This is a genomic window from Massilia sp. Bi118 (assembly GCF_918697865.1).
Classification (GTDB): domain Bacteria; phylum Pseudomonadota; class Gammaproteobacteria; order Burkholderiales; family Burkholderiaceae_D; genus Telluria.
Window position 1 is genome coordinate 56175 of record NZ_CAKKMV010000004.1, and the last position, 16114, is coordinate 72288.

12 protein-coding genes are annotated in these 16114 nt (G+C 66.2%); 10 read left to right on the forward strand and 2 right to left on the reverse strand.

Annotated elements, in window-relative coordinates:
- The 6 genes from LQV39_RS07130 to LQV39_RS07155 all read left to right on the forward strand — a co-directional run bounded on the left by LQV39_RS07130 (position 1) and on the right by LQV39_RS07155 (position 10848).
- The gene (locus tag LQV39_RS07130) at positions 1-804 is read left to right on the forward strand and encodes a TatD family hydrolase (RefSeq protein ID WP_230022423.1); all 804 of its coding nucleotides are present in this window, start codon (positions 1-3) and stop codon (positions 802-804) included.
- Positions 805-1058: 254 nt separating this feature from the next.
- Positions 1059-3845 carry a type VI secretion system Vgr family protein gene (locus tag LQV39_RS07135; RefSeq protein WP_230022425.1) on the forward strand — a complete coding sequence of 929 codons (2787 nt, stop codon included), beginning with the start codon at positions 1059-1061 and terminating at the stop codon, positions 3843-3845.
- Between the two features lie 32 nt (positions 3846-3877).
- A complete protein-coding gene (locus LQV39_RS07140; protein WP_230022427.1) occupies positions 3878-5548 on the forward strand; it encodes a triacylglycerol lipase in 1671 nt (556 codons plus the stop codon).
- A gap of 119 nt (positions 5549-5667) precedes the next feature.
- Positions 5668-7263: a T6SS immunity protein Tli4 family protein gene (locus LQV39_RS07145; RefSeq protein WP_230022430.1), complete on the forward strand. Its 1596-nt coding sequence runs from the start codon at positions 5668-5670 to the stop codon at positions 7261-7263.
- A 39-nt stretch (positions 7264-7302) separates the two neighbouring features.
- Entirely contained in the window at positions 7303-8439 is a 1137-nt protein-coding gene (locus tag LQV39_RS07150; protein WP_230022434.1) for a T6SS immunity protein Tli4 family protein, read from the forward strand.
- 12 nt (positions 8440-8451) lie between these two features.
- Complete coding sequence (locus tag LQV39_RS07155) at positions 8452-10848, forward strand: DNA internalization-related competence protein ComEC/Rec2 (protein ID WP_230022438.1); 2397 nt, start codon at positions 8452-8454, stop codon at positions 10846-10848.
- Between the two features lies 1 nt (position 10849).
- Here LQV39_RS07155 and LQV39_RS07160 read toward each other — a convergent pair whose 3' ends face one another.
- Together LQV39_RS07160 and LQV39_RS07165 are read right to left on the reverse strand one after the other, a co-directional pair.
- Complete coding sequence (locus tag LQV39_RS07160; protein ID WP_230022441.1) at positions 10850-12388, reverse strand: cell wall metabolism sensor histidine kinase WalK; 1539 nt, start codon at positions 12386-12388, stop codon at positions 10850-10852.
- Positions 12389-12390: 2 nt separating this feature from the next.
- Positions 12391-13077 carry a response regulator transcription factor gene (locus tag LQV39_RS07165; RefSeq protein ID WP_230022444.1) on the reverse strand — a complete coding sequence of 229 codons (687 nt, stop codon included), beginning with the start codon at positions 13075-13077 and terminating at the stop codon, positions 12391-12393.
- Between the two features lie 135 nt (positions 13078-13212).
- On the opposite strand from LQV39_RS07165, the gene LQV39_RS07170 reads away from it, so the two are divergent.
- Genes LQV39_RS07170 through dcd form a run of 4 tightly spaced genes read left to right on the forward strand, consistent with a single transcriptional unit; the run spans position 13213 to position 16111 of the window.
- Entirely contained in the window at positions 13213-13761 is a 549-nt protein-coding gene (locus LQV39_RS07170) for a Spy/CpxP family protein refolding chaperone (protein WP_230022447.1), read from the forward strand.
- Positions 13762-13779: 18 nt separating this feature from the next.
- Positions 13780-14637, forward strand: coding sequence for an intradiol ring-cleavage dioxygenase (locus LQV39_RS07175; protein ID WP_230022450.1), 858 nt, complete (start codon positions 13780-13782; stop codon positions 14635-14637).
- Positions 14638-14678: 41 nt separating this feature from the next.
- Positions 14679-15506 (forward strand): alpha/beta fold hydrolase, encoded by an 828-nt coding sequence (locus LQV39_RS07180; protein WP_230022459.1) that lies wholly within the window; start codon positions 14679-14681, stop codon positions 15504-15506.
- A gap of 38 nt (positions 15507-15544) precedes the next feature.
- On the forward strand, positions 15545-16111 hold the full coding sequence (gene dcd, locus LQV39_RS07185) for a dCTP deaminase (RefSeq protein WP_230022462.1): 567 nt from the start codon (positions 15545-15547) through the stop codon (positions 16109-16111).
- Positions 16112-16114: the final 3 nt, after the last annotated feature.

Below are 16114 nucleotides of genomic sequence, written 5' to 3' on the forward strand. Positions count from 1 at the left end.
ATGTGGATCGACACCCACTGCCACCTCGACGCCCACGAGTTCGGCGCCGAGTCGCTCGACGTCGCCGCGCGCGCGGGGCAGGCCGGGGTGGACATGATCGTGATCCCGGCCGTGGCGCGCGTGAACTTCGACGTGGTGCGCGACCTGGCCCATGCGGCGCCGAACGCTTCCTATGCACTGGGCATCCATCCGATCTACGTGCCGCAGGCGGCAGACGAGGACCTGGCGTTGCTGCGCCGGCAGGTGGAAGCGGCGATGATCGACCCCCGCTTCGTCGCCATCGGCGAAATCGGGCTGGACTTCTTCATTCCCATGCTGTGCGAACCGGCGATGCGCGAGAAGCAGGAGCACTTCCTGCGCGAGCAGCTGCGCATCGCGCGCGACTTCGGACTGCCGGTGCTGACCCACGTGCGGCGCTCGCAGGACCAGGTTTTAAAACATATCCGGCAGCTCCGGCCGGCGGGCGGCATCGCCCACGCCTTCAACGGCAGCTTCCAGCAGGCGCGGAATTTCATCGACCTCGGTTTCCATCTCGGCTTCGGCGGCGCGATGACGTTTACGCGCGCGCTGCAGATCCGGCGCCTGGCCGCCGAGCTGCCGCTGCAGGCCATCGTGCTGGAGACCGATGCGCCGGACATCGCCCCCAGCTGGGTCCACCCCGGCCGCAACAGCCCGGAACAGCTGCCGGCGATCGGCCATATGCTGGCTGAATTACGCGGCCTGTCCGGCGACGAAATCCGCGCCGCCACCAGGCAGAGTGCATTGGCTGCGATTCCGCGCCTGAAAAACCTGCTCGCATCCTGATCCACGCCTAATCCCGCTGCATTCGGGCATTCGCCGCGCAGGGTGGCGCCGCGCGCGCCCGTCGGGTGCGCGGCATGCACCCTGCCGCGAGCGGGTGGGCGGTCCGCGCCGGATTCTGGCGGTCACGACAATTCCGCCCGGGTGAAAGTTCCGCCTTGACCGGCCCCAAACCGTATGACGCACGGCAACGGACCGCCTTGGCAGGCGTGGAAAAATACCTTCTCCGCCGCACTGCGGCACCCGAACACGGAGAGATGGTGGAGAGCGCGAGCGAGTTCCTGCGGGTCCTGCAGCATGAGAAGTCCCTCAGCACGGCCAACCGCCCCCTGCGCCTGCGCCTCGCGCAAGCAGGGCAGCTTGCCGAGGACATCCTGCTGCCCCAGCGGGTGGTGGGCAGCGAGGCGGTCTGCGGCGGCATCGAATACCGCGTCGCCTGCCTGGCCAGCAGCCCGCACCTGCCGCTCAAGGAATTGATCGCGCTGCCGGCCGAGATCCAGTTCGTCACCGACCGCGGCCAGCTGCGCAGCGTGTGTGGCCTGGTCACCGAGGCGCGCGCCGGCGATTCGGACGGCGCCCTCGCATCTTATGAACTGGTGGTGCGCGACGTCTTCGCGGTGATGGAAAAGCGCAGCAACAGCCGCGTGTTCCGCTACCAGAACGAGCTCGAGATCGTGCAGCTGCTGTGCGACGAATGGCGGCACTCGAACACGGTGCTGGCGAACGCCTTCGAACTCGAACTCGACGCGCTGCTCGACCTGGGCCAGTACCCGCCGCGCGAACAGACCATGCAGTACAACGAGTCGGACGCCGCCTTCGTGCGCCGCCTGCTGAAGCGGCGCGGTATCGGCTGGGTGTTCCGCCCGGGCCGCAGCCGCGGCACCGCGGTCGACCCGGCCCACGACCGCACCCCGGCGCACACCCTGGTGCTGTTTGCCGACGCCGGCAACCTGCCGAAGAACAGTGCCGGCAGCGTGCGCTACCATCGCGACGGCGTCGCCGAGGGCCGCGACACCGTCACGTCCTGGACTGCCGCGCGCCGCCTGCAGCCCGGCCTCACCACCCGCCACAGCTGGGATTACAAGAATCCGGGCGGCCCGCAGTTCATGACCGCCAGCGCGCGCGGCATGGCCGACCAGGGCCCGAGCGGCAACCAGCTCGCCGCCACCCTCGACGACTACCTGATCGAAATGCCGCACGCCGGCGATGACGTCGAAGACCACTGGCGCCTCGGCCACGTGCGCATGAGCCGCCACGAATTCGAATCGAAGTGCTTCCACGGCGAGGGCAGCGTGCGCGACTTCTGCGCCGGCCAGTACTTTTCGCTGGCGGACCACCCCGAGATCGACACCCACCCGGCGGAGCAGCGCGAGTTCGTCATCACCGAGCTGCGCGTGGTGGCCGACAACAACCTCCCGCGCGAGCTCGCCGCTTCCGCCTCGAGTCTGCTGGGCGTGGGGGCGCCGAGCGCCGATCCGGCGGGGCGCGTGCGCATCGCCTTCACCGCGGTCCGGCGCGGCATTGCCATTGTGCCGGCCTACGATCCCCGCAGCGACCTCCCGCATCCGGAGCTGCAAAGCGCTGTCGTGGTGGGCCCGGCCAACGAGGACGTGCACTGCGACGCACTGGGGCGCGTGAAGATCCGCTTTCCGGGCATGCGCGCGGCCGATCACGCGCATGCGCGCGGCGCCGGCGCCTCCGGCGGCCCGGCCGATTCGGCCTGGGTGCGCGTCGCCTCCAACTGGGCCGGCAACGGCAGCGGCAGCCAGCACCAATCGGGCGCGCTCGGCTTGCCGCGCGTCGGCACCGAAGTGCTGGTGGCCTTCCTGGGCGGCGACCCGGACCGCCCCATCGTCCTCGCCCAGCTGTATAACCAGCGCTCGGCGCCGCCGGCCTTCAATGGCGAAGGCAGCCTGCCCGGCAACCGCTACCTGTCCGGCACCCGCACCCGCGAAATCGCCGGCGCGCGCGGCAACCAGCTGCGCTTCGACGACACCCGCGGCCAGATCAGCGCCCAGCTGGGCAGCGACCACGGCGCCTCGGAGCTGAACCTCGGCTGGATGACCGAGCCGCGCGACCACGGCAAGGGCGCGCCGCGCGGCGAGGGCGCCGAACTGCGCAGCGACCTGTCGGTGGCCGTACGCGGCGCCCAGGGTGTGCTGATCAGCGCAGAAGGCGACCAGGGCGGCGCCGGCGGCCAGCTCGCGCGCGCCGGCCTGGTCGGCCTGGCCGAAGTCATGCAGGGCATCCTCGACGAAGTCGGCAAGCTGGCGGCGGTCCACAACGAGGACGAACCTTCGCAGCAGCGCCTGGCCGCGCTGGTCGACAAACTCAAGCGCTGGCACGAAGGCAGCAACGTGGCCGAAGACGGATCGGGCGGCGGCGCGGCCGTCGTCGCCGCCAGCGCGCCCGCCGGCGCCATCTTCGCCAGCAGCGACAACCTGGCGCTGGGCGCGCAGAACAAGGTCGACGTGGTCAGCGCCGGCGACGCCGAAGTCTCCACCGGCCGCAACATCTTCCTGCGCGCCGCGCGCGGCCTGAGCATGTTCGCGCACGAACTGGGCATGAAGATCGGCGCAGGGAAGGGCGACATCGTGGTCCAGACCCACCTCGGCAACATCCAGATCAAGTCCTCGGGCCGCATCAGCCTGATCGCGGCCGAGCGCATCGAGCTGGAAGCGCCGGCGGTCAAGATCATCGCTCCCGGCGCCACCACCGACTGGGCCGACGGCAAGATCACCCACCAGAGCAGCAGCCAGCAGATCCACAAAGGGTCCGATTTCATGTACTTCGGCCCCGGCGGCGCCAGCCCCAGGGACGTGCGCCTGCCGACTTCGCACCTGCACACCGACGAATACGTGGTGCTGCGCCACCTGCAGACTGGCGCGCCGATCCCGAACCAGCGCTACAAGGCGACCTTCGAGGACGGCCGCACCGTCACCGGCCGCACCGACGACCAGGGCCGGACCTCGCTGCTGATCGGAGAAATGATCGGCGGCGTCGACATGGCTTATTTACCCGAACAGGACGATCCGGCCGCCTGAGCCGGACATACAACGAACACGGAGCGCCGCAAATGGCTGATCCTACCCGACCCTTGCCGAACCTCGTCCCGCAGCCGGATGGCAGCTGGACCGGGCGTACGGTGCTCACGCCGACGGCCTTGAAGACCCGTGGCTTGTTTACGATGCCGCCGTCGAAGGTGGTGCCGGTGATTGTGGTGCCGGGGATTATGGGGACGAATTTGCGGGCGGTTGGCGATCCGGCAAAGCTTGCGGACGGGGCCCTCAAGCCGAACGAGGAGGCCTGGCGGCCGCCGAATGGGTCGATCGCCGGGATTAACGCAGCCCGCATCTGGAAGAAGCGGGATCCTGTTACGCGGCAGAAGCTCCTGAATGCCGGAAAACTCGAGGTCGACGATCGTGGCGACATCAGCTTGCCTTTGGAAGCCAGGAATTACGGCATGTTGGAGAAGGAAGTCCGTGATCGCTACTGGGGTGAGGTTCACTGGGACTCTTATGGCGGACTTCTCTACGGGCTTCACGTTGGATTGAATCACACCTTTGAACTGGACCCGCTCGATGACTCGCCTGTCGTCTGCCGGCACTGGAAAGAAGTAATGGCCTGCGACCCGGCAAAGTGGGGTGTTCGCAGCATCGAGAAAATCACGCAGAGTGAGCTGGAAAAGCACGCGGGCTACTATTACCCCGTGTATGTGTGCGGCTACAACTGGCTGGAATCTTGTGAAGATTCCGCCGCAAGGCTGCGGCAGCGTATCGAAAGTACGATCGCGCACTGGAAGAAACTAAAGCGCGAATGCAATAAAGTGATTCTCGTGACGCATTCGATGGGTGGACTGGTGGCACGAGCTTGCGCCAAACAGATTCCCGATCAAATTCTGGGCGTCATTCACGGTGTAATGCCGGCATTGGGTGCCCCAGTCTGCTATCGACGGATTGCCTGCGGCACGGAGCGCTGGAGTCCAAGCAACGACACCACTGCCAATCTCAAAGCCGATTTTACCGCAGACATCCTGGGCGGAAAGCCGGAACAAACCATGCCGGTGATGGCTACCGCTCCCGGTCCACTGCAGTTGTTGCCGAACCACCTCTATCCGCAACCTTGGCTGCATGTGTGCATGGTCAGCCGGGTTAACAACAAGGATGTACCACGTGATTTAGTTCATCTTCCGGTTGGTAATCCTTACGACTTATACCGCGACACGCAGTCCTGGTATCGGCTTATTGATTTGCAACTGGTCGATCCGGCGCGGAAATATGGTGGCGATCAGCGCAGGCTCGCGCACGCCGTTCGGATCGCTGTCGATAATGCAGAAAAGTTTCACCGTGACGTTCTGGGCACGTATTACCACCCGAATACTTACGCCTTTTACGGCGCGGATTCGGCGCACATGTCGTTCGGCGCCGTGCGGTGGGTAGCACGAGAGCCCGGGGCAGGGGCAGTGTTCACCGAAGCGAACCTGCGCAAGGCGGCACTGATGGGGTATCGAGAGACTGTTGGCCGCCGGGTCAAAGTGGAAGCCAAGACCGCTCTGGAATTCGTGCCTGCCCGGCAGGACATTGGCGGCGATGGCACGGTGCCACTCCAATCCGGTGCCGGACCGCGGGGGAAAGTGCGGCAGTTATTCGAAATTCGCGGCGTGGACCACCAGGATGTCTTCAATAACGAAGCTGTACTGCTGCTGACCCAACACCTCGTCGTCAAGTTAACGCAAAAATTGCCATGACACGAGTAAGAAAAGGCGGATGGCGGGAACTCGTCGTCCTGCTGGCAGCCCTTGCCTGCGCTGGAAGCTGGGCAGCCGGCCACGTCCGCAGTATGCGGGACAGATCCGAGGTGGCAAAAATGACCGAAAACTTGAAGACGGTATGCGTCGGGCGTTACCTGGTCGACGTACCGGCCCAGGCGGAAGTAAGCCTTTCTGGGGGAATGCTCAGCGGTTTCGAGATCAGCACACGCGAGGAGGATGAGGCGAAATTCCGGGAACGGCTCGCTGCACGCGAAACCGAGCTCAAGGGCGGCGGCGGGAGCGCTTCTGCCGGAGTGATCGAGACGCGCGAGTTACGTGTTCCGCACATGATCGGACGTACCCTGATATTTGGGCGCACCCGCAGCCATGGGTCTGAGGGCGATCGAAGGGTGACATCGGAGTACGCATCGATCGAGACGCATGCACATGTGGCTGGACTAAGCGTTGCACTCGCCATGCAATATGGCGATGACGCCGACGTTAAACTATCCGAGCTGCTGCTGTCGCGTATTCAGGTCCGGGATAAGGACGAAATCCCTACGGTTCCAGGCTTCTGCGTGTCGGGTGCCGTCTTTGCTGAACCGCTCCCGAACCACAATAACGAACACATGGTCATGCATCTTGCCTTGCCTGGCCACCCGGACGTAGCCTTGGCGCTTTTCAGTATCGCCGGCGCCAAATCGGGATCCGGCATCCTTTCCCGGACTGCGGACGTCGATGCAAGTGCCAGCGCCGAAGAGCTTCTGCGCGTGACCAAGTTACGGGCCGGTAAACGGAACATCAATGGATTGGAGGGGGAGGAAGTATTGGAGCGGGTACGCGAATTCAACTTTGCGACCACTTACGGTTTCAACTGGGAGACGCGAGGAATAGCAGTAGACCCGCTGCAACCCTATCTCTCCCTTGAACTTCAGACCGGCATTGGTGAACGGGCAGGCGGCAAGCCAGTCGATACAAGCCTTCATGAAGACGCCTTGCTCGCTTTGTGGGATAGCATTGCTTCCAGCATCCGGCTACGAAAAAGCGGACCGCCGCCTACGCCATCGGCGCCGCCCGAACCCTCGGGTCCGAAGCTGGGCGCGGTGGCGAATGCCGGGGAAATCTGCCCACAGTCCGGCTGGTGGCGCTGCAATACCGGAGGTGAAGGTAGGAGCGTGCATGGCGGTGCGGTGCAGTTCATTCGTCAGGGCGAGCGCATGCCCCAGGCATTGCTGCTGCCGCGCCAGACGATCTGGCAGAAGCTGAAACGCATCCAGCCAAGCGTCGAGAGTCCGGAGCTCACAGCCTGGACCCTGGTCGATAAGCGGCTGCGCCCGCGTACCGCGATCACGGTTGCCTTGGCACCGGCCGTCGCACCGGCCGCAGGTGCGGCATCTGCTGCGATGGAGGTGCGCGCGGTGCCGCTCGGAAGCCATGTACGTACCGGCGAGGTTTGTCTCGCAAGTGGCTGGTGGAGATGCGAGGAATCGCATGCGCTCGACGGTACGCGCTGGTTCGCCCAAGGTAGTTTGATGCCGGTAGCGACCTTCCAGGTCCCTGCCGGTGTCTTCGCCAAGTCGGCCGGTCCCGAAGTGATTCAGCGGCGGAGCATGTGGCAACTAGTGCGGCATGCCGAAGCGTCGGTGGCGGCGCAAACGGTGCTGCCGACATCCGATCGATTGTCGATTAACGAGCCTCCCGAATTGGTGTGACGATCAGCATCTGAACAAGGCGCGTAGTCAGGCGATCTTATGAAAAACAAAAAAATGGGCAGATGGCCACATCTCGTTATTCTCGTGTTCGTTTTTTCAGGTGTGGCAACTTGGGCTGCCAGCGAGATCCGCAGCGCGCGGCATCGATCGGAAGTTGCCGCGATGATGGCAAAGAAGAAGACAGCTTGCGTTGGACGCTATCTCGTCGATGTGCCAGCGGACGCCGATGTGACGCTGACCAGTGAGCGGCTGGCGGGTTTCGAGATTCAAACGCGTGAGGAGGACGAGGCGACATTTCGGACGCGTATTGCAGCGCGCGAGGCTGAAATCGCAACATCGGGCCGAATGTCCGATGATTCAAACGGATTGGCGATAGTTCGCGATCTACGCATACCGGGAATGATCGGACGTACGATGATCTTTGGACACAATGCCGGTTATTTAATGGAAGCTGGTCGCCGGGTCAAAGACCAGTTCTCGTCAGTCGAGGTCCATGCGCATATTGGAAAGCAGAGTTTCACGCTCTCTGCGAAGTATGCGGACGAGGACAGGGCAAGATTGGCCGAAACACTCCTGACGCGACTACGCCTACGTGGTGAGGACGAGATTCCGTCCGAGCCCGGTTTTTGTATTGAGCGTGCATTCTTCTCGGAGCCACTTCCAATACGCGAAGCCGAACATTTCGCGCTGCAAATTGGTCTCCCGAACCATGCGGATATAAAGATGACCTTATTTAGTCTGCCTGGCGGTGGTGCCGAACCCAGTTTATTCCGCCGTGTTGCCGAAACAGACTCCAGCGCCGGCTTTAGCGAACGCCTGCGGGTTACGAAAATTCGTCTCAAGAAGCGAAGTATTGATGGCCTGGAGGGCGAGGAGGCGCTCGAAAGCTTTCTCGAACTGAACCTCGCGACGACGTATTCCTTCATATGGGAAGCGAGAGGAATAGTAAGTGATCCACTTCGCCCCTTTCTATCGATCGAGCTTCATGCTGGGATGAGCCAACAGGCAGGAGGAAAGCCAGTCAACGCGAGCCTGCACCAAGACGCTCTATTAGCTCTGTGGGACAGTATCGCCTCCAGCATTCGGTTGCGCGACCCCGAGCCAGGTTCTCTGCAGCACTCTAACGATCCAGGGCGACTCAAAGCGGTCGCCACAACCGCGCCAAACAAACTCTGACCGACGCACTCGATGCGCTGCGCCATTCTGGCCTTCACCGCTGGCGTGCTGGCGCTGCAAAGCGTCGCCGTACTACCGACGGCGCCGGTCATGTGCGTCTGCGTGGGATGTGCGATCGCTTGCATCGCGTTGGTAGGCATCGTGAAGCGGGTCTGGAGCACAGCTTGCCTTACTGCCTGCGCCGGCACACTCCTCGGCTACACCTGGGCCGCCCTGATGGCCCACCATGCCCTCGTATCCCAACTCGCCCCTGCCGACGAAGGCCGCGACCTCACAGTAGTCGGCATCGTCGACAGCCTCCCATACCACTTCGAGCAAGGCCTGCGCTTCAACCTGCTGGTCGAGCGCACCGAAACACCCGGAACGACAGTCCCGTCCAGAATAGCCCTGTCCTGGTACGCCGACCGCGGCAGCAGCCCCGGCAAGCTGCCCGACAGCTTGAAACCCGGCGAACGCTGGCGCCTGACGGTGCGCCTGCAGCGCCCGCACGGCAACGCCAACCCGGGCGGCTTCGACTACGAGGCCTGGCTGCTGGAGCAGGGCGTGCGCGCCACCGGCTATGTGCGCGTGGACAGCGGAAATGCGCAGCTGGACGCCTTCGTGCCGCGCGCCGGAACCCTGATCGAGCGGGCCCGCGCCGTGCTGCGCGACCGGATCCAGGCAGCGCTGCCGGACAGGCAGTACGCCGGCGTGATCGTCGCGCTGGTGATCGGCGACCAGCGCGGCATCGATCAGGCGGACTGGCAGGTCTTCAATCGCACCGGTATCGGCCACCTGATCTCGATCTCGGGCCTCCACATCACGATGATCGCGGGACTCGCCGCGCTGGCGATGTCCGGCCTGTGGCGGCGCTCCTTCTTCACCGGCGCCCAGTTGCCGCTGCGGCTGCCCGCGCAGAAGGTCGCTGCCTTGACGGGCGCGGCGGCCGCGCTGCTGTACGTGCTGCTGGCCGGCTTCGGCGTGCCGGCGCAGCGTACGCTCTACATGCTGGTGGTGGTCGCGCTGGCGCTGTGGTTCGGCAGGCTGGCTAGCGTCACGCACGTGCTGTGCCTGGCCCTTGGCGTGGTCGTGCTGCTCGACCCCTGGGCCGTGCTGTGGCCCGGCTTCTGGCTGTCCTTCGGCGCGGTCGCCGTGATCCTGTTCGGCGGCCACGGACGCATCGCCCCGCGCGAGACCGGATTCAAGGCGAACCTGAAGACGGCAGGCCGCACGCAGTGGTCGGTGACGCTCGGGCTGGTGCCGCTGACGATGCTGTTGTTCGGCCAGGTCTCGCTGGTCAGCCCGCTGGCCAATGCCATCGCGATTCCGCTGGTGAGCTTTATCGTGACGCCGCTGGCGCTGCTGGGCAGCCTGTCGCCGGCGCCGCTTGGCGGCTGGCTGCTGCTGGCGGCGCATGCCGTCGTCGAAGGACTGGCGGTGGTGCTCGGGCAGCTTGCACAGATGCCGGCCGCGGTCTGGCGCGCGCCGGCGCCGCAGGCCTGGGTCTTCCTGCTGGCGCTGGGCGGCACCATGTGGATGCTGATGCCGCGCGGCTGGCCGCATCGCTGGGCCGGCGCGGCGGCCTGGCTGCCCCTGCTGCTGCAGATGCCCGAGCATCCGGAGCCAGGGCGCTTTCGCGTAATCGCCTTCGACGTCGGCCAGGGCATGGCGCTGCTGGTCGAAACCGCCGGCCACCGCCTGCTGTACGACACCGGTCCGGGCTACGCGCCCGGCGCGGATTCGGGCAGCCGCGTGCTGCTGCCGTATTTGCGCATGCGCGGGATCGCGGAACTCGACGGCATGGTGGTCAGCCACAGCGACGCCGATCACACCGGCGGCGCGCTGGCCGTGCTGGGCGAGGTGAAGGTCGGCTGGCTGGCGTCCTCACTGCTGGCCAGCCACGCGGTCGCGCGCGCGGCGCCGCGCCATCTGCACTGCGCGGCCGGCCAGCGTTGGGAGTGGGACGGCGTGCGCTTCGAGATGCTGCATCCGGCCGCCGCCAGCTATGCGGACCCGAAGCCGAGGCCGAATGCGCGCAGCTGCACGCTGCGGATCACCAATGGCCGCACTGCCATCCTGCTGGCTGGCGACATCGAAGCGGCCCAGGAAGCGGCGCTGGTTGCAAGCGGTGCGGACGGCCTGCGCGCCGACGTCCTGCTGGCGCCGCACCACGGCAGCGGCACCTCGTCGACCCAAGCCTTCCTGCAGGCGGTCCACCCCAGCGTGAGCGTGTTCCAGGTCGGCTGGCGCAACCGCTACAAGCATCCCAAGAAAGAGGTCTACGAGCGTTACGGCCAGCTCGGGATCGAACGCCTGCGAACCGACGAACTGGGTGCGCTCACGCTGGCGTTCGACGCGAAAGTCGAAGCACAGGCCTACAGGCGCCAGCACGCGCGCTACTGGAGCGCGGCGCCGGAGCCGAAGCAATAGATCAGGCTTCGCGCGGCAAGGTAATCGTCACCCGCAAGCCACCCCCGGCGCGGTTCGCCGCCGTGATCCGCCCGCCATGCGTCTCGACCACCCGCTTGGCGATCGCCAGCCCGAGTCCATGGCCGTCGACGTTGTTCTGCGTCGGGTTCGAGCGGAAGAAGGGTTCGAAGATCTCGCCCAGGTGTTCCTCGGCGATGCCGGGGCCGCGGTCCAGCACTTCGATGTGGACCAGGCCGTCCTCGGGGTGCAGGGCGACGTCCACCGCGCCGGCGGCGCCGCCGTGCTTGACGGCGTTGCGCACGATGTTCTCGACCGCGCTCCACAGCAGGTCGGGCGCGCCCATGACCGTCACCGGGACCGGGGCGTCGACGTCGATGCGGGCGCCGGCTTCGAAGCGGGCGTCGTCGGCGATCTGGTCGATCATCTCGACCAGGTCCACCGCTTCCATCGCCGGCGGCACGCTGGCGGCTTCGAGGCGCGACAGCGTCAGCAACTCGCCGACCAGGCGGTCCATGCGTACGCTTTCGCGTTCGATGCGTTCGAGCGAGGCCTGGATCTTGTCCGGCTGCTGGTGCGCCAGGCCGATCGCAGCCTGCAGTCGCGCCAGCGGCGAGCGCAATTCGTGCGAGACGTCGTGCAGCAGGCGGCGCTGGCCTTCCATCAGGGTGCGCAGCTGGGCGCTCATGCGGTCGAAGTCGTGGCCCAGTTCGGCCAGTTCGTCGCCCGCGACTGCCATCTTGGCCTCGCCGAACTTGGGCGCGAGGTCGCCGGCGGCGGCGGCTTCGAAGGCGCCGCGCAGGGCGCGGATCGGCCGCGAGAAATACCAGGCGAGGAGGGCGGCGAACAGGAAGCTGGCCATGGTCGCGGCGGCGATCGGCAACCAGCGGCCGACGTGACGGCCGAATTCCGGCGGCAGGCCGAACAAGCCGCCGGGACCGCCCGGGCCGCCGGGGCCGGGACCCACGCCCGGATAGGGGCCGTGCGCCCGCTCGAACCTGGACGCGACCGAGCTGCCAGGCGCCGCGCCATCCAGGCTGGCCCTTGCGCCGTGCGCCGGGTCCGCATAATTGCCGCCGGCCGGCGCAGGCTTGCCGTCCGGCGCGAAGCCAGGCCCGCGCTGGTCGTCCGGGCGTGGACCCGGTTCGCGCGAGGCGAAGGCGAGATAGCGCCGGCCGTCCGGCGCGGTCAGGCGGGCCACGGCGTGGGTCTGGGTACCGTCGATGAGCTTGCGCGCGACTTCCTCGCGCAATTTGGGCGGCACCGTGCGCCCGAGCAGTTCGTGGTCCTGGTCGTCCAATACGTAGAGGTGCACGCGGCGCGTGGTCGCGGCCAGTTCGCGCAGGGCGTCGACGCCACCGTGCTTGAGCGTCGCCGCGGCGGCGTCCAGCATGATCACGGCCGGCGGACCGAGATCGAGGGTGGGTTCGGTATTGCGGTGGCGCGCCTGGTCGCGCAGCCAGAGCGTGCCGCCGATGCCGATGGTGGCCGCCACCTGGGCGAGCAGGATCGACAGGAAGAACTTCCAGAACAGTCGGCCCATCTTTACTCGCGGATCAGTTGGTAGCCGAGACGGTAGACGGTCTGCAGGCAGGAGCGGCCGTCCGACAGGGTGCCGAGCTTGTGCCGCAGGCTGCTGAGGTGGACGTCGATGTTGCGGTCGAAGCGCGCCAGCGGGCGGCCCAGTCCCTGTTCGGACAGGTCGTTCTTGCTGACCGGGCGGCCGGCGTTGCGGGCCAGGACTTCGAGCAGGTTGAATTCGGTGCTGGTCAGTTCCAGCGGGGTGCCGTCCCAGGTCGCGCGGCGCTGCTCGGGCAGCATGGTCAGCTTGCCGACCGTGAGCGTGATGCCGGGGCCCTCGCTGCTCGCGCCTTGCGTGCGGCGCAGGATGGCGCGCACGCGGGCGGTCATCTCGCGCGGGGTGCAGGGCTTGGTCACGTAGTCGTCCGCGCCAAGTTCGAGGCCGAGAATGCGGTCGGCGTCGTCGCCGCGGCCGGTCAGCATCAGCACCGGGATACGGCTGGCGGCGCGGATGCGGCGCAGGGTCTCGATACCGTTCATACGCGGCATCATCACGTCGAGGATGGCGATCGCGTACTGGCCGCTGAGGGCTTCGCGCGCGCCGGTCTCGCCGTCATGGGCGCAGGCCACGCGAAAGCCTTCCTGTTCCAGGTACTCGGTGAACATCCCTACCAGTTCGGTATCGTCGTCGATTAACAGCACTTGAGTCATGTTCGCATCTTAGCAAATGGGGATGGGGACTGGCGCTTCAGGTGCCCGTCTTTACCCGGTTTTACAAGCATTTAACGCCACTTTACAGCGCCGGGCACGAGAATGCGGCATCTCAACCACACAAGGATGTCGAACATGAAAACGGTACGTAAATCGTTGGCGGCCGCACTGCTTGCGGCCTGCTGCGCCTCCACCTTCGCCGCCGGCCAGGCCGAGGCGCCGCCGGCGGATGGCGATCACGCTGCCGACCAGGGCCCGCGCAATGGCCCTGGCGGCCGCGGACCGGAAGGACGCGGACCGGAAGACGGTCCGCGTCACGGCCCCGGCCCCGGCTTCGAAGGCCGCGGCCCCGGCGGTCCGGCTTTCGGCCACCACTTCGGCCACCTGAAACTGAGCGAAGCCCAGCAGGACAAGCTGTTCGCGATCGAGCACGCCGCCGCGCCCCAGCGCCGCCAGCAGGAAAAGGCGATCCGCCATGCGCACGACGCCCTGCGCGCCCTGCGCGACGCCGCCCAGTTCGACGAAGCCAGGGCCGGCGCTGCCTCGCGCGAGCTCGGCCAGGCCATCGCCGCGGAGACCCTGCTCGAAGCGCGCCTGCATGCGCAGGTGCTGGCCGTGCTGACGCCGGAGCAGCGCGAACAGCTGCACCAGCGCCGCCCGCAAGCGCCGCAAGAACGTCCGTAAGCCATGGAGGAACAAGAAATGGATCACCATCGCGACGGACTCGCCGAGGACCTCGAACCCCTGCTGGAGATCGCGGCCAGCCGCCGCCAGTCGCTGCGCTGGCTGCTGGGCGGAATGGCGGCGCTGCCCCTGGCCAGCTGCGGCGGCGGCACGGTCGCCAGCGTCGATACCAGCGCCACTGCCAGCGGCAGCACCGGCAGCACCGGGTCGACCGGCAGCACCAGTAACAGCTGCGCGGTCATCCCCGAGGAGACCAGTGGCCCTTACCCCGGCGACGGCACCAACAGCAACGGCAGCGGCGTGGCCAATGCGCTGGCCCTGTCCGGCATCGTGCGCAGCGACATCCGCACCAGCGTTTCGCCGGGCAGCGCAACCGCGCAGGGCATCCCGCTGACCATCAGGCTGCAGCTGGTGAACGTGGGCGCAAGCTGCGCGGCCATCGCCGGCGCCACCGTCTACCTGTGGCACTGCGACCGTGACGGCAACTACTCGATGTACGCCAGCGGCCTGACGAAGGAGAACTACCTGCGCGGCGTACAGGCGGCCGACGCCGATGGCTACGTGACGTTCACGACCATCTTCCCCGGCTGCTACGCGGGCCGCATGCCGCACGTGCACTTCGAGGTGTTCCCGAGCCTGGCCAATGCGGCCAGCGCGGCCGGGCGCATCAAGACTTCGCAGTTCACCTTCCCGATGGCGACGCTGAACGAGGTCTATGCGAACACGGCGTACGCGGCGAGCTCGCGCAACCTGGCCTCGATGAGCTATGCCACCGACAACGTGTTCAGCGACGGCACCTCGCTGCAGATGGGCAGCGTGAGCGGTAATGCGAGCACCGGTTACACCGTGACTTTGGTAGTAGGGGTTTCACTCTAAAGCTGGATCGGGTTCATGGCGAAGGCCTTACAATGGGCGCCATGAACAAGCCTCTGCTGCATTTCACGCACGGGAACAGCTATCCGTCCGGCTCCTACGGGCGCCTGCTCGAGGAGCTGGGCCGCGACTTCGACGTGCGCACCACCGACATGCTCGGCCACGATCCGCGCTGGCCGGTGGACGACAACTGGCATGCGCTGATCGACGAATTGATTGCCCAGCTCGAACGCTACGACGAGCCGGCGATCCTGGTCGGCCACTCGCTCGGCGGCGCGGTCGGCATGCTGGCCGCGTGGCGCCGTCCGGACCTGGCGCGCTGCGTGGTGATGCTGGATTCGCCGGTGGTGGCGGGCTGGCGCGCCCATGTCTGGCGACTCGCGAAGGCGCTGGGCCTGGGCCGCAAGCTGTCGCCGGGCGGGATCGCGGAGCGCCGCCGGAATGTCTGGCCCTCGCGCGCGGCGGCCTACGAGCACTTCATCTCGAAACTGATCTTCCAGGCCTGGGCGCCGGGCGCGCTCGACGATTACCTGGACCACGGCCTGGCCCCGCATCCGGAAGGCGTGCAGCTGCGTTTCGACCGCGAGGTCGAAGCGGCCATCTACAGCAGCCTGCCGCATGACATGAACGCCGTGCTGCGCAAGCCTTACCCGCTGCCGATCGGCTTCGTCGCCGGCACCCGTTCGGAAGAACTGCGCCAGGCCGGCATGGCCTCGACCCGCAAGCTGGTCGGCGAGAATCTGGTCATGATCGAAGGGACGCATTTGTACCCGATGGAGTTGCCCCGGCTGACGGCGCAGCTGACGCGCGAGATGATAGGGCGGCTGCTGCCGGTGCTCGCCGAAGGTGACCAGCGCAAGGCTTTCGCGTAAAATCCCAGGTTAATATTTATTCACCGGGAAGCCCTGCGATGGCAATCAAAAGCGACAAATGGATCCGCCGGATGGCGGAAGAACACGGCATGATCGAACCTTTCTCGGCCAAGCAGGTGCGAGAGAGCGAAGGCCGCAAGATCATCTCCTGGGGCACCTCGTCCTACGGCTACGACATCCGCTGCGCCGACGAATTCAAGGTGTTCACGAACATCAACAGCACCATCGTCGACCCGAAGAACTTCGATTCGAACTCCTTCGTCGACGTGAAAAGCGACGTCTGCATCATCCCGCCGAACTCCTTCGCACTGGCCCGCACCATCGAGTACTTCCGCATCCCGCGCAATGTGCTGACGGTCTGCCTGGGCAAATCGACCTATGCGCGCTGCGGCATCATCGTCAACGTGACGCCTTTCGAGCCGGAGTGGGAGGGCTATGTGACCCTGGAGTTCTCGAACACGACACCGCTGCCGGCCAAGATCTACGCGGGCGAGGGTTGCGCGCAGGTGCTGTTCTTCGAGAGCGATGAGGTGTGCGAGACTTCGTACAAGGACCGTGGCGGCAAGTACCAGGGTCAGCATGGGGTGACCTTGCCGAAGACTTGATAC